General features: G+C 67.8%; 19 protein-coding genes. 14 read left to right on the top strand and 5 right to left on the bottom strand.

Annotated elements, in window-relative coordinates; translation table 11 throughout:
* Window positions 1–15: 15 nt before the first annotated feature.
* Complete coding sequence (locus ABZ260_RS03125; RefSeq protein WP_355612265.1) at window positions 16–1,263, bottom strand: MFS transporter; 1,248 nt, start codon at window positions 1,261–1,263, stop codon at window positions 16–18.
* Between the two features lie 103 nt (window positions 1,264–1,366).
* Here ABZ260_RS03125 and ABZ260_RS03120 point away from each other — a divergent pair, with 103 nt between their 5' ends.
* The 6 genes from ABZ260_RS03120 (at window position 1,367) to ABZ260_RS03095 (ending at window position 6,632) form a co-directional block, all read left to right on the top strand.
* A complete protein-coding gene (locus ABZ260_RS03120; protein ID WP_355612262.1) occupies window positions 1,367–1,975 on the top strand; it encodes a helix-turn-helix domain-containing protein in 609 nt (202 codons plus the stop codon).
* A gap of 228 nt (window positions 1,976–2,203) precedes the next feature.
* Window positions 2,204–3,139 (top strand): 30S ribosomal protein S2, encoded by a 936-nt coding sequence (rpsB, locus tag ABZ260_RS03115; protein ID WP_355612259.1) that lies wholly within the window; start codon window positions 2,204–2,206, stop codon window positions 3,137–3,139.
* Between the two features lie 108 nt (window positions 3,140–3,247).
* Entirely contained in the window at window positions 3,248–4,081 is an 834-nt protein-coding gene (tsf, locus tag ABZ260_RS03110; RefSeq protein WP_355612256.1) for a translation elongation factor Ts, read from the top strand.
* A gap of 122 nt (window positions 4,082–4,203) precedes the next feature.
* On the top strand, window positions 4,204–4,899 hold the full coding sequence (gene pyrH / locus ABZ260_RS03105) for a UMP kinase (protein WP_350924039.1): 696 nt from the start codon (window positions 4,204–4,206) through the stop codon (window positions 4,897–4,899).
* A 276-nt stretch (window positions 4,900–5,175) separates the two neighbouring features.
* On the top strand, window positions 5,176–5,733 hold the full coding sequence (gene frr / locus ABZ260_RS03100; protein ID WP_343971771.1) for a ribosome recycling factor: 558 nt from the start codon (window positions 5,176–5,178) through the stop codon (window positions 5,731–5,733).
* A 74-nt stretch (window positions 5,734–5,807) separates the two neighbouring features.
* Window positions 5,808–6,632, top strand: coding sequence for a phosphatidate cytidylyltransferase (locus tag ABZ260_RS03095; RefSeq protein ID WP_355612253.1), 825 nt, complete (start codon window positions 5,808–5,810; stop codon window positions 6,630–6,632).
* Window positions 6,633–6,638: 6 nt separating this feature from the next.
* Here the strand turns inward: ABZ260_RS03095 and ABZ260_RS03090 are convergent, their stop codons facing one another.
* Window positions 6,639–7,721, bottom strand: a complete 1,083-nt coding sequence (locus ABZ260_RS03090) for a suppressor of fused domain protein (RefSeq protein WP_355612250.1) — start codon at window positions 7,719–7,721, stop codon at window positions 6,639–6,641.
* 72 nt (window positions 7,722–7,793) lie between these two features.
* Between ABZ260_RS03090 and rlmN the strand changes: the two genes are divergently transcribed.
* Both rlmN and ABZ260_RS03080 read left to right on the top strand, forming a co-directional pair.
* Entirely contained in the window at window positions 7,794–8,918 is a 1,125-nt protein-coding gene (rlmN, locus tag ABZ260_RS03085; protein WP_355612247.1) for a 23S rRNA (adenine(2503)-C(2))-methyltransferase RlmN, read from the top strand.
* 427 nt (window positions 8,919–9,345) lie between these two features.
* Window positions 9,346–10,545, top strand: a complete 1,200-nt coding sequence (locus ABZ260_RS03080; protein WP_355612244.1) for an ATP-binding protein — start codon at window positions 9,346–9,348, stop codon at window positions 10,543–10,545.
* Between the two features lie 10 nt (window positions 10,546–10,555).
* Here the strand turns inward: ABZ260_RS03080 and ABZ260_RS03075 are convergent, their stop codons facing one another.
* The gene (locus ABZ260_RS03075; RefSeq protein WP_355612241.1) at window positions 10,556–11,227 is read right to left on the bottom strand and encodes a hypothetical protein; all 672 of its coding nucleotides are present in this window, start codon (window positions 11,225–11,227) and stop codon (window positions 10,556–10,558) included.
* A complete protein-coding gene (locus ABZ260_RS03070; RefSeq protein ID WP_355612238.1) occupies window positions 11,224–12,000 on the bottom strand; it encodes an ATP-binding cassette domain-containing protein in 777 nt (258 codons plus the stop codon). The genes ABZ260_RS03075 and ABZ260_RS03070 overlap by 4 nt, the downstream gene beginning before the upstream one ends.
* A gap of 221 nt (window positions 12,001–12,221) precedes the next feature.
* Between ABZ260_RS03070 and ABZ260_RS03065 the strand changes: the two genes are divergently transcribed.
* Window positions 12,222–12,974 (top strand): DivIVA domain-containing protein, encoded by a 753-nt coding sequence (locus ABZ260_RS03065; protein WP_355612235.1) that lies wholly within the window; start codon window positions 12,222–12,224, stop codon window positions 12,972–12,974.
* Window positions 12,975–12,978: 4 nt separating this feature from the next.
* On the opposite strand, the gene ABZ260_RS03060 is transcribed toward ABZ260_RS03065, so the two are convergent.
* Entirely contained in the window at window positions 12,979–13,473 is a 495-nt protein-coding gene (locus tag ABZ260_RS03060) for an Lrp/AsnC family transcriptional regulator (protein ID WP_355612232.1), read from the bottom strand.
* A 193-nt stretch (window positions 13,474–13,666) separates the two neighbouring features.
* On the opposite strand from ABZ260_RS03060, the gene ABZ260_RS03055 reads away from it, so the two are divergent.
* From ABZ260_RS03055 to ABZ260_RS03035, 5 genes are all read left to right on the top strand, one after another.
* Complete coding sequence (locus tag ABZ260_RS03055) at window positions 13,667–15,124, top strand: gamma-aminobutyraldehyde dehydrogenase (protein ID WP_355612229.1); 1,458 nt, start codon at window positions 13,667–13,669, stop codon at window positions 15,122–15,124.
* A 25-nt stretch (window positions 15,125–15,149) separates the two neighbouring features.
* Window positions 15,150–16,295, top strand: coding sequence for an ABC transporter ATP-binding protein (locus ABZ260_RS03050; RefSeq protein ID WP_355612226.1), 1,146 nt, complete (start codon window positions 15,150–15,152; stop codon window positions 16,293–16,295).
* Between the two features lie 7 nt (window positions 16,296–16,302).
* The gene (locus ABZ260_RS03045) at window positions 16,303–17,544 is read left to right on the top strand and encodes a spermidine/putrescine ABC transporter substrate-binding protein (protein ID WP_355612222.1); all 1,242 of its coding nucleotides are present in this window, start codon (window positions 16,303–16,305) and stop codon (window positions 17,542–17,544) included.
* A 42-nt stretch (window positions 17,545–17,586) separates the two neighbouring features.
* Window positions 17,587–18,438 (top strand): ABC transporter permease, encoded by an 852-nt coding sequence (locus ABZ260_RS03040; RefSeq protein WP_355553519.1) that lies wholly within the window; start codon window positions 17,587–17,589, stop codon window positions 18,436–18,438.
* Window positions 18,439–18,547: 109 nt separating this feature from the next.
* Entirely contained in the window at window positions 18,548–19,333 is a 786-nt protein-coding gene (locus tag ABZ260_RS03035) for an ABC transporter permease (RefSeq protein ID WP_355612316.1), read from the top strand.
* The last annotated feature ends 25 nt before the right edge of the window (window positions 19,334–19,358 follow it).

Below are 19,358 nucleotides of genomic sequence, written 5' to 3'. Positions count from 1 at the left end.
CGCGGGGCATCGCGATCACCGTGTCGAAGCGCCGGCGGAGTGGCGGAGTGGGGAGAGGCCGATCCAGACGATCGTGGTCAGCACCCCGGCCGCGGAGATCCACAGCACCGGGCGGAGCCCCAGCAGCTCGCCGAGCAGGCCACCGGCCAGGCTGCCGAGGGTGAGGACGCCCTGGATCATGAAGGACATCGTGGCGTTGACCCGGCCGCGCAGTTCGGCGGGGGTCTCGCGCAGGGTGATGGCGCCCATGCAGACGGAGAAGGCCACGATGGCCATGCCGGAGGTCACCGCGGTGGCGGACATGAGCAGGAGGCTGCGCCACGCCGGGCCGCCGGCGAGCGCCGCGACCGCGTAGTCGACGGGGAAGAGCAGGGTTGCGCAGAGCAGCATCCGGTTCTCACCGAACCGTCTGGTCAGGCGTGGCACCACGGCGGCACCGAGCAGGCCGCCGATGCCGAAGCAGGCGGTGATCGCACCGACCAGGCCCCCGGGCAGGTCGAGCACGTTGAGCGCGTAGATCACGAACAGCGCCATGTACACGCCGCCGAAGAAGTTGATCGTCACCCCGCTGCCGCAGAGCGCGCGGAGCGCCGGGTGCCGGGCCACGGTGCCCAGGCCCTCGCGGATCTCGGTCCACATGCCGCGCGGGGGAGCGGGGGTGTGGGTTTCCGGCGCGGTGATCCTCCGGATCAGGAACGCCGAGAGCAGGAAGGACAGCGCGTCGACCAGGATCGCGAACGGCGCGGTGATCAGCTGGACGAGCAGCCCGGCGAGGCCGGGGCCGCCGACGCTCGCCACGGCGAAGGCCGACTGGAAACCCGCGAGCGCCTCGGTTCGCTGGCTCTCGTGGACCACGGTGGCCAGGTGCGGGAAGTTGACCGCCCTGAAGATCACTGAGCAGGTGCCGACCACGAACGCCACCGCGATCAGCCACGGCACGGTCAGCAGCCCGGTGATCCAGGCCGCCGGGACGGTGGCCATGGCGGCGGCCGAGACCAGGTCGCAGGCGATCATGACCGGCCGGTGCCGCCTCAGCCGGTCGGCGAGGGCGCCCGCCTGGAGGCCGATCAGCAGGTAGGGCAGCGAGGTCACGGCGGTGAGCACGCCCATCTGGGTGGGGGAGGCGCCGAGCAGGACGGCGGCGGTGAGCGGCACCGCCAGCCGGGAGACCTCGGCGCCGGTCTCGGTGACGGCACGGGCGGAGAGCAGGAGCCGGTAGTCGCGCTGCCTCCTGAGCGGCACCGGCTGGAACACGGAGGTCACGTCGCCCCTTGGAAACTGTGAAGGGAATGCTTCATAATTGTGAAGGTAGTCCTTCATAGTTATGAAGGCAATGTTTCATATTTGGAGTGGGTACGGTCTGCACATGACCGAGGTACGGAAGCACAGGTCCCTCACCGATCCCACGGCGATGCGCGCGCTGGCCCACCCCGCGCGGCTCGCGATCTTGAACCGGCTTCACGCCGAGGGGCCCTGCACCGCGACCGAGGTCGCCGAGGTCGTCGGGGTCACGCCGAGTGCGGCCAGCTACCACCTGCGCATGCTCGCCAAGTACGGCTTCGTCGAGGACGCGCCCGCGCGCGGCGACGGCAGGGAGCGGCTGTGGCGCTCCAGCTCCGTGGGCCTGAGTGTCACTCCCGATCCGGACGACGGCCCGGACGTGCGCAGCGCCAAGGAGTTCCTGATCAAGGCCCTACGGGACCAGGCGGCGGACGAGGTGACCCGGGCCATGGAGAACATGGAGCGGGAGTCCCGGGAGTGGCGCGGGGCCGCGGTATTCAACCGCGCCGTCCTGCTGGTCGACGCCGATGAGCTGAGGCGGCTGAACGAGCGGATCGATGAGCTGCTCGCCCCCTACAAGACCACCGTCAGAGACCGGGCGGACGCTCCGTCCGGGGCTCGGATCGCCGAGGCGCAGATCAATCTCTTTCCTCGGGCTCGACGCCGGCCACACGGCCTCCCCCGTGACGCGTAAGGGGCGCTTGACGACCGAAGGTCAGGGAGAGGCCCGGTTACGGGTACAATTTTTGGTGGCCCATTCGTCATGGGCCGACTTCGCATGCCCCGTCAAGAGCCAAGATCCCTCGGTCCGGGTGAGAGCCCGGCTGGATCCGGTTCGGGGCATCAGGGCGACAGCCGCAGGTTGTCGCGGCCAACCGAGAACAGCGCCCAGAGATGGGCGCCCCGATCTGGAGGACAATCAATGTCCACCCCCGTCGTCACCATGCGACAGCTGCTCGAAAGCGGCGTGCACTTCGGCCACCAGACCCGTCGCTGGAACCCGAAGATGAAGCGCTTCATCTTCACCGAGCGTAACGGCATCTACATCATCGACCTGCAGAAGTCGCTGGCCTTCATCGACAGGGCCTACGACTTCGTCAAGGAGACCGTCGCGCACGGCGGCACGATCATGTTCATCGGCACGAAGAAGCAGGCCCAGGAGGCCATCGCCGAGCAGGCCGCCCGCGTCGGCATGCCGTACGTCAACCAGCGCTGGCTGGGCGGCATGCTCACCAACTTCTCCACCGTGCACAAGAGGCTCCAGCGCCTGAAGGAGCTGGAGGAGCTCGACTTCGACAACGTGGCCGCCTCGGGGCTCACGAAGAAGGAGCTCCTCATGCGCCGTCGTGAGAAGGAGAAGCTCGAGCGCACCCTCGGCGGCATCCGGGACATGTCCCGGATTCCCAGCGCCGTGTGGGTCGTCGACACCAAGAAGGAGCACATCGGGATCAGCGAGGCTCGCAAGCTTCACATCCCGGTCGTGGCCATCCTCGACACCAACTGTGACCCCGACGAGGTCGACTACCCGATCCCGGGTAACGACGACGCCATCCGCGCCGTCGGCCTGCTGACCCGCGTCGTCGCCGACGCCGTCGCCGCCGGTCTCATGGCCCGCGCCGGTGCGGGCCGTGGTGGCGACGACAAGCCGGCCGTCGCCGGTGGCGCCGAGCCGCTGGCCGAGTGGGAGCAGGAGCTGCTGGCCGGTGGCGCCGAGAGCGCCCCGGCCGCCGAGGCCGAGGCCGAGGCCGAGGCCGAGGTCGTGGAGGCCCCTGCCGAGACCGAGGCCGCGGAGGCTTCCGCCGAGACCGCCGAGACCACCGAGGCCGAGGCCGCCGAGACCACCGAGAAGCAGGCCTAGGTCATCTCCGTACGGCCTGGCCGTACGACCCGCAAGACCCTTCCGGGTGGGTGCCGCTCAGTCGGGGGCACCCACCCGATCCACGACGATTCCCACGAGGAAAAGACAATGGCTTCCGTGAACATGGCCGACGTCAAGCGGCTTCGTGAGCTGACCGCCGCCGGCATGATGGACTGCAAGAAGGCTCTTGAGGAGTCCGAGGGCGACTTCGACCGCGCGGTCGAGCTCCTCCGTCTCAAGGGTGCCAAGGATGTCGGCAAGCGTGAGGCTCGCACCGCCTCCAACGGCCTGGTCGCCCTGGAGCAGGACAGCGACTCCGCCGCCGCGCTGCTGGAGCTCAACTGCGAGACCGACTTCGTCGCCAAGGGCGAGCGTTTCCAGGAGCTCGCGACCCAGGTGGTCAAGCACGTCCTGGCTTCCAGGCCGACCGACGTGCCCTCGCTGCTCGAGTCCGAGCTCGACGGCAAGAGCGTCAAGACGCACCTCGACGAGGCCAACGCCGCGCTCGGCGAGAAGATCGAGATCCGCCGGTTCGCCGTGCTCGAGGGCGGTTTCATCGGCTCCTACATGCACAAGACCGACCCCCAGCTTCCCCCGGCGGTCGGCGTGCTCGTGCAGCTCGACACCCCGAACGCCGGTGTCGCCAAGGACATCGCGCAGCACGCCGCCGCGATGGCCCCGAAGTACCTCAGCCCCGCCGAGGTCCCGGCCGACGTCATCGAGAAGGAGCGCGCGCTCTTCGAGGAGATGACCCGCGAGGAGGGCAAGCCCGAGGCAGCCATCGGCAAGATCGTCGATGGTCGCATCAACGGCTGGTACAAGGACTTCACCCTTCTTGAGCAGTCCTTCGTCAAGGACAACAAGAAGTCCGTCGCGAAGTTCGCGGACGAGAATGGTGTCAAGGTCCAGGCCTTCGTCCGCTTCAAGGTTGGCCAGGCCTAATTCCAGACACCCGCTCTTTACGCAGAGCATCAAACGAGGAGGCCGCCGCCGTGCAGGAGAATCCAGGACCCGCCACGTCGGCGGTTTCTTCGTACTCGGATCCGCTTCGCTGGAAGCGGGTGATGTTGAAGCTGTCCGGCGAGGCGTTCGCCGGCGGCGAGCCGCTGGGCATCGACCCGGCGGTCGTGGGTCACCTCGCGGACTCGATCGCCGAGGCCGTCCGAGGTGGCGTCCAGGTCTCGGTGGTCGTGGGCGGCGGCAACATGTTCCGGGGTGCCGCCCTCTCCGAGCGCGGCATGGACCGGGCGAGGGCCGACTACATGGGCATGCTCGGTACGGTCATCAACTGCCTGGCCCTCCAGGACTTCCTGGAGAAGCGGGGTGTCGACACCCGCGTCCAGACGGCCATCACCATGCAGCAGGTCGCCGAGCCGTTCCTGCCCCGCCGCGCCATCCGTCACCTGGAGAAGGGCCGAGTGGTCATCTTCGGGGCGGGGCTCGGCTCGCCGTTCTTCTCCACCGACACCTGCGCCGCGCAGCGAGCGCTGGAGATCGGCGCCGAGGCTCTGCTCAAGGGCACCCAGGTGGACGGCGTCTACGACGCCGACCCTCGTAAGAACCCCGATGCCGTCCGGTTCGACCACCTCGAATATGGTGAGGTGCTGACCCGCGGACTGGGAGTCATGGACGCCACCGCCATCAGTCTGTGCATGGACAACAACCTTCCCATCGTGGTCTTCGACCTCATGGGTGAGGGCAACATCCTGCGGGCCGTGCGCGGTGAGAAGATCGGCACGCTGGTAAGTCCGGCACGTTAGGGAGCGAGCCCGACGTAGCGAGCGGAGTGGTGCGTGAGGTAGGAGCGTGCCGCGAAGTGAGTGAGGAGTGGTGAGTGACCAGGAGACAGGGAGCGAGCCCGACGTAGCGAGCGGAGTGGTGCGTGAGGTAGGAGCGTGCCGCGAAGTGAGTGAGGAGTGGTGAGTGACCAGGAGACAGGGAGCGAGCCCGACGTAGCGAGCGGAGTGGTGCGTGAGGTAGGAGCGTGCCGCGAAGTGAGCGAGGATGGTGAGTGACCGAGAAGACAGGGAGCCGCTGTGATCGACGATACTCTCCTCGAAGCCGAGGAAAAGATGGACAAGGCCGTGTCGGTGGCGAAGGAAGACTTCGCAGGCATCCGCACCGGTCGGGTCACCCCGTCGATGTTCAACAAGATCAGCGCTGAGTACTACGGGACGCCCACCCCCATTCAGCAGCTTGCCTCGTTCCACGTGCCCGAGGCGCGCATGGTCATCATCCAGCCTTTTGACAAGAGCTCGATGGCCGCGATCGAGAAGGCGATCCGCAACTCGGACCTCGGTGTGAACCCTGGTAACGACGGAGCGGTGATTCGGGTGGCCTTCCCCGAGCTGTCGGAGGAGCGCCGCAAGGAGTACATCAAGGTCGCCAGGAACAAGGCGGAGCACTCCAAGGTCTCCATCCGTAACATTCGTCGTAATGCCAAGGAGATCCTGGACAAGCTGGTCAAGGATGGCGAGGCCGGTGAGGATGAGGTACGCCGGGCGGAGAAGGAGCTTGACGACCTCACCCAGAAGCACGTCGCCAAGATTGACGAGTTGCTCAAGCACAAGGAATCCGAGCTGCTTGAGGTTTGATCCATGGTCCTTGTCCCGCGCGGGCGCTCCGTGCGGGACAAGGATTTTGTGTATGTATGAAAGTAGGACCCCCTGTGGAACCCGTGGCGGGCAGTAGCCGTACCGGCCGGAATCTTCCCGTTGCGGTGGCGGTAGGTCTCGCCCTGGCGGTGGCGGTCATCGGCTCCCTCTACTACGTAAAGGAGCTCTTCCTCGTCGTGGTGATCGCGGCGGTGGGCGTCGGAGTGACGGAGCTGGTCAGGTCGTTCGAGGCCAGGGACATCAGAATCCCGCTGATCCCGGTTCTGGTCGGCATGGCCGCCATGCTGACCGGCGCCTACTGGGGTGGGCCCGCCTGGCTGGTCGGCGTCTTCGCGATGACCGTGCTGGTGTTGATGATCTGGCGGATGTTCCTGGGCACCGAGAACTACGTCCGTGACATCACCGCGACCATCCTGGTCGTCGTCTATCCCTCCCTGCTCGCCGGGTTCGTGGCACTGCTTCTCGCCCACCCGACCAAGGGAGCGGACCTGGTGGTCGTCTTCATCGCCACCACGGTCGCGAGCGACATCGGTGGATATTTCGCTGGGATATCCCTTGGCAGGCACAAGATGTCCCCGACGATCAGTCCGAAGAAGACCTGGGAGGGCTTCGCCGGGTCGGCACTGGCCTGCATGGCCGTGGGCGGCTGGCTGGTGGCGTGGCTGCTGAAGGACGACATCTGGAAGGGTGTCCTCATCGGCGCGGTCGTGGTGGTCTTCGCCACCCTCGGTGACCTGGTCGAGTCGGTGATCAAGCGCGACCTCGGCGTCAAGGACATGAGCAGCGTGCTCCCCGGCCACGGTGGCATGATGGACCGCCTCGACTCCCTCGTCGTGGCGCTGATTCCGGTCTGGGTGCTGTTCGCCCTGCTGCTGTGAAGAGGCTCATCTCGTCCCGGTGAGCCGGGTCGCCGACAGGCGCGGAAGCACCGCCCGATAGCCCTCGGCCGAGACCAGGTTCAGCTCGTCCGGCGTGATCGGGATGAGCCAGAGCCACTGGACGGAGTCCCCGCCGAAGGAGAAGCCCGACAGGTCGGGCAGCCCCGGCAGCCCGGTCAGCATCATGACCCCGCCGTAGGCGGAGCCGAGCGGGAAGGTCTCCGGCCGGTGGTACCACCTGGCGGTGTGGCCGTGGCCCAGCCAGGTGACCGAGTGCCAGGGGTACTGTCCCAGCCACAGGAAGAGCCGGGCCGCGTCACGAGCGTCGCCGGGGGAGGCGACGGCGAGCTCCACCCGGGCGTAGGCGTCGGGCCGGTCGATGTACTGCTCGACGGTGGGCATCCGTTGGCAGCTCATCCCGACGGTGGACAGGATCGTGTACTCCCTGTCCCGCTCCGGCGGTCGCTCGGTGATGCCCACCGTGGGCATCCGCTCGCCCCCGGCGTCCCAGAACCGGCCCGCGGTGCCGACCCTGCGGTCCAGATGGCCCATCACGAACTGCTGGAACGACGCCCAGGCGCCGTCGCCGCCCCGCCACTCCCAGTAGGCGCGGGCCTTGGCGATCCGGGAGGCCAGGCCGTCATGGGCCTCCTCCAGCGACCAGGCGAGCGGGGACTCGCCCAGCGCGTCGCGGCAGTAGCCGGGCATTCCCCGGTGCATGTCCGCCCAGCCGGGAATGACCGCGAGCAGCTCTTCGTTCTCGTACAGGGCGACGCCGTCGCCCTCCTCGAACCACAGCGCCCGCAGCGTGCCCAGGGGGCCTCTGCCTTCAGGGTGCCGGGTGTTCGCCCGGGGAGCGGTCGGCGGGAGTGCGGAGTCCAGGCGGTCCTGGTCGAGCCCCTCGGGAGCGGGGCCGTGATTGGCCAGCCAGACGGCTCCGTGCACCTCCCCCTGCGACCCGCACAGGTAAGCTACCGAGGAAGTCTCGTCGCGTTCGACCACCAGGGTGCGGCTCCGGTAGGGATTGACGTCGGTGAGCACGACCTCGACGCCGTCTCCCCGCTCTCCTGAGGGGCGGTTTGTCGCCATACCTCCGGACTCTAGATTACGGTCGGGCACCGCTTCGAGTATTCGCGTAACCGTCGAGAGAAGGCATTGGACGTGTCGACTGCCAGCCCGTCCGGGACCCCCGTACCCGGCCAGCTCACCTTTGTGGCGCCGCGCCGGGCCAAGCCCGCCCGCCACCTGGCCGACCTGACCATGGCCGAGCGCCGGGCGGCGGTCGCCGAGCTGGGCGAGAAGCCGTTCCGTGCCGACCAGCTCTCCCGGCACTACTTCGAGAAGCTCAACGGCGACCCCGCGCTGATGACGGATCTTCCGGCCGCGGCCAGGGAGAAGTTCGCCGCCGCGTTCTTCCCCAGCCTGCTGACCTCCGTCCGGGAGATGACCACCGACGCCGGCACCACCCGTAAGACACTGTGGCGGCTCTTCGACGGCGCGCTGGTCGAGTCGGTCCTGATGCGCTACAGCGACCGCACGACCATGTGCGTGTCCTCGCAGGCGGGCTGTGGCATGAACTGCCCGTTCTGCGCCACTGGACAGGCGGGCCTGACCCGCAACATGACCACCGCCGAGATCGTCGAGCAGGTCGTCGCCGGAGCGCGGGCGCTGGCCGCCGGTGAGGTTCCCGGCGGTCCCGGGCGGGTCAGCAACGTGGTCTTCATGGGCATGGGCGAGCCGCTGGCCAACTACAAGGCCGTGGTCGGCGCCGTCCGCCGCATGGTCGAGCCCGTGCCCGACGGCCTGGGCATCTCCGCCCGGGGCATCACCGTCTCCACGGTCGGCCTGGTTCCGGCGATCGGCAAGCTCGCCGGGGAGGGGCTGCCGGTGACGCTGGCGCTCTCGCTGCACGCTCCCGACGACGAGCTCCGCGACACCCTGGTGCCGATCAACACCCGGTGGAAGGTCGCCGAGGTCCTCGACGCGGCCTGGGACTACGCGGCCAGGACCAAGCGCCGGGTCTCCATCGAGTACGCGCTGATCAAGGACATCAACGACCAGGAGTGGCGGGCCGACCTGCTCGGCAAGCTGATCAAGAACAAGCTCGTGCACGTCAACCTGATCCCGCTCAACCCGACCCCGGGTTCCAAGTGGACCGCCTCCCGGCCCCAGGACGAGCGGGCCTTCGTCCGGCGCCTGGAGTTCCACGGTGTGCCGGTGACGGTCCGCGACACCCGCGGCCGCGAGATCGACGGCGCCTGCGGCCAGCTCGCCGCCGCCGAGTAACCCCCCTTTTCCTTACGGCTGCGCCCCCGAGGCGCCGACCGCCGCCCGGCGCACTCCCGCCGGGCGGCGCTCCTCTCCCGCCCGCGCTCCCCGCCGCATCGTCGTCCGGCGCGGCTCGTCCGGACGTGGTGACGGCCATGTCGATCCGGTCAGCGCATCGCCGTGCGGCCCGGCCTGATCCGGATGGATCCCCACCCCGCCCGGCATGTCCACGCCCGAGCCGGCCAGCCGTCAGGAGAATAGCGACCACCCTGCTACATAAACAGCGACCGATCTGTCAGCAATCCAGCGACTAATCTGTCAGCAAACCAGCGGCTATCCTGTCAGCAGGCTTTGGCTGTGCCATGCTTATCCGATGGTCAGTGGCTCACAGACTCCTCTTGGCAGGGTTCTTCCACGGCATGCGGAAAGAGCCGTTGAAGAGGCTATGGCCGACACTCGCGTCACCCTCGTCACTGGGGCGCGCCAGTGCGGTAAGAGCACTCTGGTTCGGCTTCTCGCCAAGGGGCGTGCGGGAGAATGGCGCAATCTTGACACCCCTGCCGCTCGCCAGGCCGCGATCACCGACCCCGCCGGTTTCGTCGCGTTCCCCGAGCTGATGGTCATCGACGAGATCCAGCGGGTCCCTGAGTTGTTGCTCGCCATCAAGGAACAGGTGGACGCCGACCCGAGGCCGGGCCGCTATCTGCTGACCGGATCGGCCCGGGTGCTCGGGCTCCGGGCGCTTCCCGACGCGCTGCCCGGCCGGATGGAGACCATCGAGCTGTGGCCTTTCTCGCAAGGCGAGATCGACGGCACGGCCGATGGGTTCGTGGACGCGCTCTTCGCCGAGCGCGATGACCTGCATCACACGTCGGAGACCAGCCGCGCCGAGTACGCGGAGCGGGTTGTCCGAGGTGGATTTCCCGAGGCGGTGTCACGATCCAACGCCCGCAGACGGGAGCGGTTCCTCGACTCGTACGTCGCGGACCTCATCGCGCGAGACGTGAGCCAGTTGGCGGAGATCGAGCGAACAGCGGAGATGCGGGCTCTGATCCGGCTGCTGGCCGCCAGGTCGGGCCAGCTACTGGTCCCCGGTTCCCTGAGCAACGGGATCGGGCTGTCCGCGAGCACGGTCCATCGCTACCTGGGGCTGCTGGAAGAGGTCTTCCTGATCAAGCGGATCCCCGCCTGGTCGCGCAACCTCGGCAGCCGTGCGATCGGGACGCCCAAGATGGCCTTCGTCGACTCGGGGATCGCGGCCAACCTTCTGGGAGCCGACTCACGGAGCCTGGTCCGTCCCGAAGGCGCGTTCGGCCCGCTTCTGGAGGGCTTTGTTCTTATGGAGTTGGCTCGCCAGCTCACCTGGTCCGAAGAGCGCGTGGAGTTGTTCCACTACCGAACCAAGGACAAGATGGAGGTGGACGCCGTCCTGGAGAACAGGCAGGGGCTCGTGGTCGGCATAGAGGTGAAGGCATCCTCTACCGTGCGGCCGGATGACTTCAAGGGATTGCGCCACCTCGCGAACCGGCTTGGTGATGATTTCGCGGTAGGGGTTGTTCTCTATACCGGGACGCAGACGCTTCCGTTCGGTGAGCGGATGCGTGCCATGCCGGTGAGTGCTCTCTGGGAGGTCGGCGCTTCGTGAGCTGGGTCCCTCAGGGATTCAGGCGGCGGAGGCGTGTGTACAGGGTGAGGCCCGCGGCGGTCCAGAAGAGGGTGGCGGCGGAGATGGGCAGCAGAACCTCGTCGAGCAGGCCGTCGTTGGCGGCGCGCATCCAGGGCATGATCGGCACCGAGAGGCGGCCCACCGGAGTCAGGCTGATCAGCAGCAGGGCGAGATAGCCGCCGAACAGGACGAGCATCGAGACCGCGGGGGAGGCCAGGATCGACCGGCTGGTCAGCGCGCCCAGCGCGGTCCCGGCGCTCACGCCGAGCACATGCAGTGCGATGCCGCTTGCCAGGTCGGCGGGTGCGGGCGTGGCGGCGAAGCCGTGGATCAGCGGGAGCCCGATCGCGATCGCCGCCATGCCGAGGTTGACGGTCAGCGCGGCGAGCAGCCCGGCCCCGATCTCACGGCCCGGCCGCCCGGCCGCCGTCATGGAGATCAGCCGCTGGGTCGGGGGCTCGGTGTCGAGCAGTCCCCGGGCGGCCCAGGCGAAGATGAGGATCAGCAGTCCGGCCGAGTCGGCGTACGCGGACAGCTCCTTGCCGGGCGGGGTCAGCGTGGAGTAGAAGATGGCCAGCATCATCAGGAGCCCGATCACCGGCTGGAACAGCCGGTGCGACCGGGCGTAGGCGGAGAGCTTGAAACGCGCGAGATGGATCATGATGACCGCCTGGTGAGATAGCCGTCGGCGCGGAGCTTCTGTTCCACCTCGTCGGCGTCGCCGGCGTCCACGATCACCTCGATGACCGCCTGGCGTGCCGGCGGCTCGGGCAGGTGGGGCGGCAGGTGGTTGGCATCCCGTGGGTGAGCGGCCGGGCGCGCCCCAGGCTCGGGCGTGTGCGGGGTGACCGTGGCGTCCGCGACGAGCCAGTGGACGGCGCCGGGGAAGGTCCGGAGCTGGTTCTGGTGGTCGCTGACCACGACCACGCCGCCGGCCGAGGAGATCTCGTCGATGATCAGGGGGAGTTCGGCGCGGGTCTGCTCGTCCAGTCCGGCGAAGGGTTCGTCCAGGATCAGCAGGTCCGGCGGGGTCAGTAGCGCCTGAATGAGCCCGATCTTCTGCGCGCTGCCCTTGGACAGGTCGCCCAGCGGTTGCTCCAGGAGGTGGGAGGCGTTCAGTCGCCCGGCCAGTTCCACGGCGGAGGCGGGGAAGCCGCCCCGGATCCTGGACATGTGGGCCAGGTAGGCGGCGACGGTGAACGGCTGGTCGGTGGGGAACACGTCGGGGGCGTAGCCCACGGTGCCGGGCCGGTCGGAGACCGAGCCGTGGGAAGGGGGGAGGAATCCCGCGAGCAGTCGCAGTAGCGTCGACTTCCCGGCGCCGTTGTGGCCGGTGACCTCGGTGACGGAACCCGGGTGGAGCGAGAGCTCGACGTCCTTCAGGATCCAGGGGCCTCGGCGGGAGTATCGGAAGGACACCTGGGAGAGCCGCATAACCGGTCACCATACCGGGATCATTCACTTATCGGGGGAATCTCCGGCGTCACGTCGACCGCGCACCGGAACGCTCCGCTCCCGCACGGTTTCGACGCCCGCCACGGCCCTCAACCCCGTTCGCGACACTGTTCCGATTACTCGCTTTTACCCGGTAATTCCCCTCAGAATGGAGGTCATCGGCTGAAAGGCCAATAGGCGAGAGGCGAAAGGATGCGGGGTTGAACCGCTTTCCACGGGTTCTCGGGGTGCGTACGGGATATGACCCCGATCAGGTGGATCTGCTGGTCCGCCGGATCGAGGGCACCCTCGGCAGGGGCGCCCCGGAGGGGGAGCCGATCACCGCGGACGAGATCCGCGAGGCCCGTTTCCGCACGAAGCTCGGCGGCTACCACGAGATCGCCGTCGACTTCGCGCTGGAGGCCTTCATCGTGGCGATCGAGACCCGGCCCGCCGGCGCGGACGGGCGTCCGATCGTTCCCGCGCGCCGGCAGCCCGTGCCCTGGCCGACCGCGCCCCAGGAACAGCAGTGGGCGCAGCGCGCTGAACCGCCGCTCCGGGATCCGGGGGCCGCCGAGCGGGAACCGGCGGCGGTCGTCCGGGATCCGGGAGCGGTCGCGTGGGAACCGGCGGCGGTCGCCCGGCACCCGGGAGCGGTCGCGGGGGAGCCGGTGGCCGGCGGGCTGCCGGAACCGCTCGGCGCCGATGAGATCGAGGAGCACGCAGTCCGGGTCGAGCGGGCCGCCTTCAGACCCGGACGGCTCGGCATGGGCTACAACGAGGACCAGGTCGACACCTTCCTGGACCGGATCGTGGCCACCCTGCGCGGCACCACCGACCAGCCCCTCACCCCCGATGACGTGCGCGAAGCGAGGTTCGCCACGGTGCTGCTGAGGCCGGGCTACGCGGTCGGCCAGGTCGACGAGTTCCTCGCCGACCTGGCGGGCGTCCTTGAGGCCCACCTCGGCCGTTGAGGTGTCAGCGGGTGCCCCAGGAGTAGGTCTGCTTGTGAAGCTTGAGGTAGACGAAGGTCTCGGTGGCGCGGACCGTGGGGATGGCCCGGATCTTGCCGAGGATCTCCAGGAGGTGCTGGTCGCTCTCGCAGACGACCTCGACCATGATGTCGAGCGACCCGGCGGTCAGCACCACGTAGTCGATCTCCTTTATGGCCGACAGCTCGTTGGCCACGACCTCCAGGTCACCCTCGCACTTGATGCCGATCATGGCCTGGCGGGAGAAGCCCAGGGTCAACGGGTCGGTCACCGCGACGATCTGCATGACCCCCGCGTCGATCAGGCGCTGGACCCGCTGGCGTACCGCGGCCTCGGACAACCCCACGGCCTTGCCGATGGCGGCATAGGGCTTGCGCCCGTCCGCCTGTAGCTGTTCGATGATCTGCTTGGAGATCTCATCGAGGACGACGGGGCCTGACCTGGCGTCGTTGTCGCGGCGTACCTTGGGCGGCGTCGTCATCCGCGCTCCCTGGCGTCATATTGCGGGGCTGTTTCCGGCGTGTTGCGGCTCCGATGCGACATGCTGTCAGTTTCGGGCCGTCTGTCAAGCGATTTCGTAGCAATTTGGTATCTTAACAACGAAATCCCTTGTCGTACGGTTCTTGCTCTGTAAGAGTCGCGACAACTCAGCCCCGATCCATAGGAGGCCGACGGTGACCACCCCGGTTGAGACCAGTGAGCTCCCCCGCCTGAGAAACTACGTCAACGGTGAGCTCGTGGAGGCCCGGAGCGGCCGGTTCTCCGACGTCATCGACCCCTGCACCGGAGAGATCTACCTTAGTGCTCCCATCTCCGGACAGGAGGACGTCGACGCCGCCTACGCCGCCGCTGCCGCCGCGTTCGAGTCGTGGAGTCAGGCCACTCCGGGCGAGCGCGCCAACCTGCTCCTGAAGGTGGCCGACGCGATCGAGGCGCGGGCCGAGGAACTGAACGAGGCCGAGTGCCTCAACACCGGCAAGCCGCGCGCCCGGATGGCCGAGGACGAGACCCCGGTCGCCGCCGACCACTTCCGCTTCTTCGCCGGCGCCGCCCGCACGCTGGAGGGGCCGACCTCCGGTGAGTTCCTGGCCGAACACACCTCGGTCATCAGGCACGAGCCGATCGGCGTGGTGGGCCAGGTGACGCCGTGGAACTACCCGATGATGATGGCGGTCTGGAAGATCGCCCCGGCACTCGCCGCGGGTAACACCGTCGTGCTCAAGCCCTCCGACACCACTCCCGTCTCCACGGTCAAGCTGGCCGAGATCCTCGGCGAGGTCCTGCCGAAGGGTGTCTTCAACGTCGTCGTCGGCGACCGGGAGACCGGCGCGCTGGTCGTCGGCCACCCGACCGCGTCGATGGTCGCGATCACCGGTTCCGTCGGCGCCGGCATGGCCGTGGCCAAGAGCGCCGCCGAGGACCTCAAGCGGGTCCACCTGGAGCTGGGCGGCAAGGCGCCCGTCATCGTGTTCGACGACGTCAAGGACCTCAAGGCCGCCGCCGAGTCGATCGCCACCGCGGGCCTGTACAACGCCGGCCAGGACTGCACCGCGGCCTGCCGCGTGCTGGTCCACGAGGACGTCCACGACGAGTTCGTCACCGCGCTCACCGAGGCGGTGGCGAACACCGTGACGGGCGACCTCTCCGACACGGAGGCCCTGTACGGCCCGCTCAACAACGCCGAGCAGCTGGCCCGCGTCACCGGCTTCCTCGACCGGGTCCCCGGCCACGCCAAGGTCCTGACCGGCGGGAACCGGGTCGGCGAGCGGGGCTACTTCTTCGCCCCCACGCTCGTCGACGGCCTGAGGCAGGACGACGAGATGGTGCAGAACGAGGTGTTCGGGCCGGTCATCACGGTCCAGACCTTCTCCGACGAGGCGGACGCGGTGGCCAAGGCCAACGACGTCAGGTACGGCCTGTCGGGCTCGGTGTGGACCTCCGACCACGGCCGGGCGATGCGAGTGTCGAACCGTCTCGACTTTGGGGTCGTCTGGGTCAACACTCACATCCCATTCGTCTCAGAAATGCCACACGGAGGCTTCAAGCACTCCGGTTACGGCAAGGATTTGTCCGTTTTTGGCCTGCACGACTACCTTCGCGTCAAGCACGTCATGCACTACATCGGCGAATAGCCGCGAACAGAGGGATAAGCCTGGCATGACCGAAATCCAGGTGGGTGCGGAGGCGGCCGACGCCGCCTCCCACTCGCCCCAAATGCCCGCGATCGAACTCGATGGGGTCGTCAAGGAGTATGTCTCCCACGGCGAGGTCGTCCAGGCGGTCAAGGGTGTCACCCTGACCATCGCCGAGGGGGAGTTCTTCTCCCTCCTCGGCCCCTCGGGCTGCGGCAAGACCACCACCATGCGCATGATCGCCGGGTTTGAGGATCCGTCGCGGGGCAACGTGCGGCTGCACGGCCAGGATGTCACCAACGTCCCCCCCAACAAGCGCGACGTCAACATGGTCTTCCAGTCGTACGCCCTCTTCCCGCACATGAACGTCTGGGAGAACGTCGCCTTCGGCCTGCGGCGCAAGAAGGTGGCCGAGGCCGAGATCAAGCGCCGTGTCGGCGAGATCCTGGAGATCGTCGATCTCACCGGGCGCGAGAAGCGCCGCCCCCGTGAGATGTCCGGGGGCCAGCAGCAGCGGGTCGCCCTGGCGCGGGCCCTGGTCAACAACCCCCGCGCGCTCCTGCTGGACGAGCCGCTCGGCGCCCTCGACCTCAAGCTCCGCCAGGCCATGCAGATCGAGCTCAAGCGCATCCAGCGTGAGGTCGGCATCACCTTCGTGTACGTCACCCACGACCAGAGCGAGGCGCTCACCATGAGTGACCGCATCGCGGTCATGAACGACGGCATGGTCGAGCAGCTGGGCACTCCGAGAGAGATCTACGAGCGGCCGGCAACCGCCTTCGTGGCCGGATTCATCGGCACGTCCAACCTGCTCAGCGGCACCGTCGACCGTCTCCAGTCCGGTTTCGCGGTGCTTAAGCTGGGCGATGAGGATCAGGTGCTCGCCGAAGGCGGATCGTTCACCGCCGGGGAACCGATCGCGATCACGGTGCGCCCGGAGAAGATCGGTATTTCCACCGAGGAGCCCACCGGAGACCTCAGCGTCGTACGAGGCGTCGTCTCCGAGGTGGTCTACCTGGGGCTCTACAACTCCTACACGGTCAGCCTGGCCCAGGGGGCAGAGGTGACCGTCTTCCAGCAGAACGCACTCGACAGCACGAGTACGGCGGAGCGTGGCGACGCCGTTTGGCTGTCGTGGCAGCCGCACCACTCGTACGCGATCGGAAGTTGAGTCCGCTATGTACTCCCGCATGAACCCCGCCTTCCTGCGTGGCATGACGCAGAGCCGCTCCGTCACCCGCCGTGACGCCCTCCGCCTGGGGGGAATGTCGGCCGCCGGTCTGGCCCTCGCCGCCTGCGGCGTGCAGGGCAAGAAGGTGGAGGCGCCCCAGAAGGACGCCGTCGCCGAGTACTGGGGCTCCAAGAAGAAGAACGGCACGCTGCGCTTCGCCAACTGGCCGCTCTACATCGACAAGGACGGCAAGCGGTACCCGTCCCTGGAGATGTTCGAGGCCGACACCGGCATCAAGGTGACCTACACGGAGGCCATCCAGGACATCCCCACGTTCTTCGGCAAGATCCAGCCGCTGCTCGCCGCCAACAACGACATCGGCTACGACCTGATGGTCCTGACCAACGGCCTGCAGCTGTCCAAGGCCATCGCGCTGGGCTACCTCGTCCCGCTCGACCACTCCAAGCTGCCGAACTTCGCCGCCAACGCCAGCTCCGTGGTCAAGAACCCCACCTGGGACCCGAACAACGCCCACACGGTCCCGTGGGCGGGAGGCCTGACCGGCATCGCCTACAACCCCAAGTACGTGGACGAGGTCAAGAGCATCGCCGACCTCTGGAACCCCAAGTACAAGGGCAAGGTCGGCATGATGCTCGACACCCAGGAGGTCGCCAACTTCGGCATGTTCGCCCTGGGCATCGACCCTGACAAGTCGACCGAGGCCGACTGGAAGAAGGCGGGGGAGAAGCTCAAGCAGCAGCGCGACGCGGGTCTGGTGCGCAAGTACTACGAGAACGACTACGTCGACGCCCTCGCCAGGGGAGACATCTGGATCACCATGGCCTGGTCGGGTGACATCTTCCAGCAGGTCGCCGAGGGCAAGGATCTGCGGTTCGTGGTGCCCGAGGAGGGCGGCACGATCTGGACGGACAACCTGTGCATCCCGAAGACCTCGCAGAACCCGGTCGACGCGCTGACCTTCATGGACTACGTCTACCAGCCGAAGATCGCCACGATGCTGGTCGAGTCCATCAACTACATCACGCCGGTCTCCTCCGCCAAGGACCTGGTCCTCGCCGACGCCGCCAAGGCCACGGGCAAGGAGAAGGCCGCGCTGGAGCAGATCGCCGAGAGCCCGATGATCTTCCCCTCGGAGACGGACATGGCCAAGCTGCGGTCGTACAAGAAGCTGGAACCGGCGGAGGAGAAGATCTTCCAGGACATCTTCCAGCCGATCACGCAGGGCTAGGCCGATGAGAGAGCGAACCAGACGGGAAGGGGCAAGCGGCCGGTGAAGCGCCTCGCCCCCTACCTGCTCATCCTGCCCGGCGGACTCTGGCTGGCGATCTTCCTGGTGGTGCCGATGGTCTTCATGGCCTCGGTCTCCACCCAGGAGGGCGACGTGGTCAACGGGTTCGCCCAGACGTTCAACTTCTCGGTGTACGGCGACGCCCTGGCGCAGTACCAGACCCAGTTCCTGCGCTCGGCCGGGTACGGTCTGGTCGCGACCGTCGTCTCCATCGCGCTGGCCTACCCGATGGCCTACTGGATCGCGTTCAAGGGCGGCAACCGCAAGTCCACTTACCTGCTGCTGGTGCTGCTGCCGTTCTTCGTCTCGTTCGTGCTGCGCACGGTGTCCTGGCGGTTCCTGCTCGCCGACGACGGCATGCTGCTCTCGCCGCTCAAGTCGGCAGGGCTGCTGCCCGAGGACTTCCACGTGCTGCAGACGACGTTCGCGGTGATCGGCGGCCTGGTCTACAACTACCTGCCGTTCATGATCCTGCCGATCTACGTCGCGCTGGAGCGGGTGGACCCCAAGGTGGTCGAGGCCGCCCAGGACCTGTACGCGGCCAAGCGCGAGGCGTTCACCAAGATCGTGCTGCCGCTCTCGCTGCCCGGCGTGTTCGCCGGGGTGCTGATGACGTTCGTCCCGATGACCGCGGACTACGTCAACGCGGGCATCCTCGGCGGCCCGGAGAACACGATGATCGGCAACATCATCCAGACCGAGTATCTGGTCAACAACGACTACCCGACCGCCGCCGCGCTGTCGTTCACGCTGATGGCGGCGATGCTGATCGGTATCTTCGCCTACGCCAAGGCGCTCGGCACCGAGAACGTCCTGGAGGCGGCGGCCCGATGAGCCCTGACACCCTCCGCAGGACCAGGAACGGTGAGCGACCGTGAGCATCAGCGAAACCGATGTCGTGAACGGGGTGGACGCCCGCCCGCCCGCCGGGCGGAGGTCCCCGCTGAACACGAGGCGGCTGGGTGACCGGCTGCTCCGGGTCTACGTCTGGCTGATCATCGCCTGGCTGTTCCTGCCGATCGCCGTCATGATCGTGTTCGGCTTCAACGACACCCAGAGCAAGTCGAACGTGACCTGGCAGGGCTTCACCCTCAGGTGGTGGGGCCGCCTGGACGAGTATCCGGAGCTGGTCACAGCGGTGACCAACTCGCTCAAGATCGCCGTGCTGGCCACGGTGATCACGACGCTGATCGGCACGCTCATGGGCCTGGCCCTGGGCCGCTACCGCTTCCGCGGGCAGGGCGCGACCAACCTGGTGATGTTCGCCGCGATCGCCTCGCCCGAACTCGTCATGGGCGCCTCGCTGCTCTCGCTGTTCATCAGCGTCGGCGTGCAGACCGGCTTCGCGACGGTGGTCATCGCACACGTGCTCTTCTCGCTCTCCTTCGTGGCGATCACCGTGCGCGCCCGGGTGATCGGGCTCGACCGGTCGATCGAGGAGGCGGCGCGCGACCTGGGCGCGTCCACCTGGACGACGTTCTGGCGGGTCACCTTCCCGATGATCCTGCCCGGTGTCGTCTCCGGCGCGCTGCTGGCCTTCGCGCTCTCCATCGACGACTTCGTGATCACCCAGTTCACCAGCGGTGCCACCCAGACGTTCCCGCTGTGGATCTGGGGTGCCACCCGTATCGGGGTGCCGCCTCAGGTCAACATCCTCGGGACGCTTATATTCGCGGTAGGCGTCGCCATCGCCGTGGTCAACACGGTCAACGCGCGCCGCCGCACCTAGCCGCCGTCAAGCCCCGTGCCCTCAC

The organism is Streptosporangium sp. NPDC006013 (genome assembly GCF_040614275.1).
Taxonomy (GTDB): Bacteria; Actinomycetota; Actinomycetes; order Streptosporangiales; family Streptosporangiaceae; genus Streptosporangium.
Note: the sequence above shows the minus strand (reverse complement) of the source record. Positions and strands in the feature narration are given on the sequence as shown.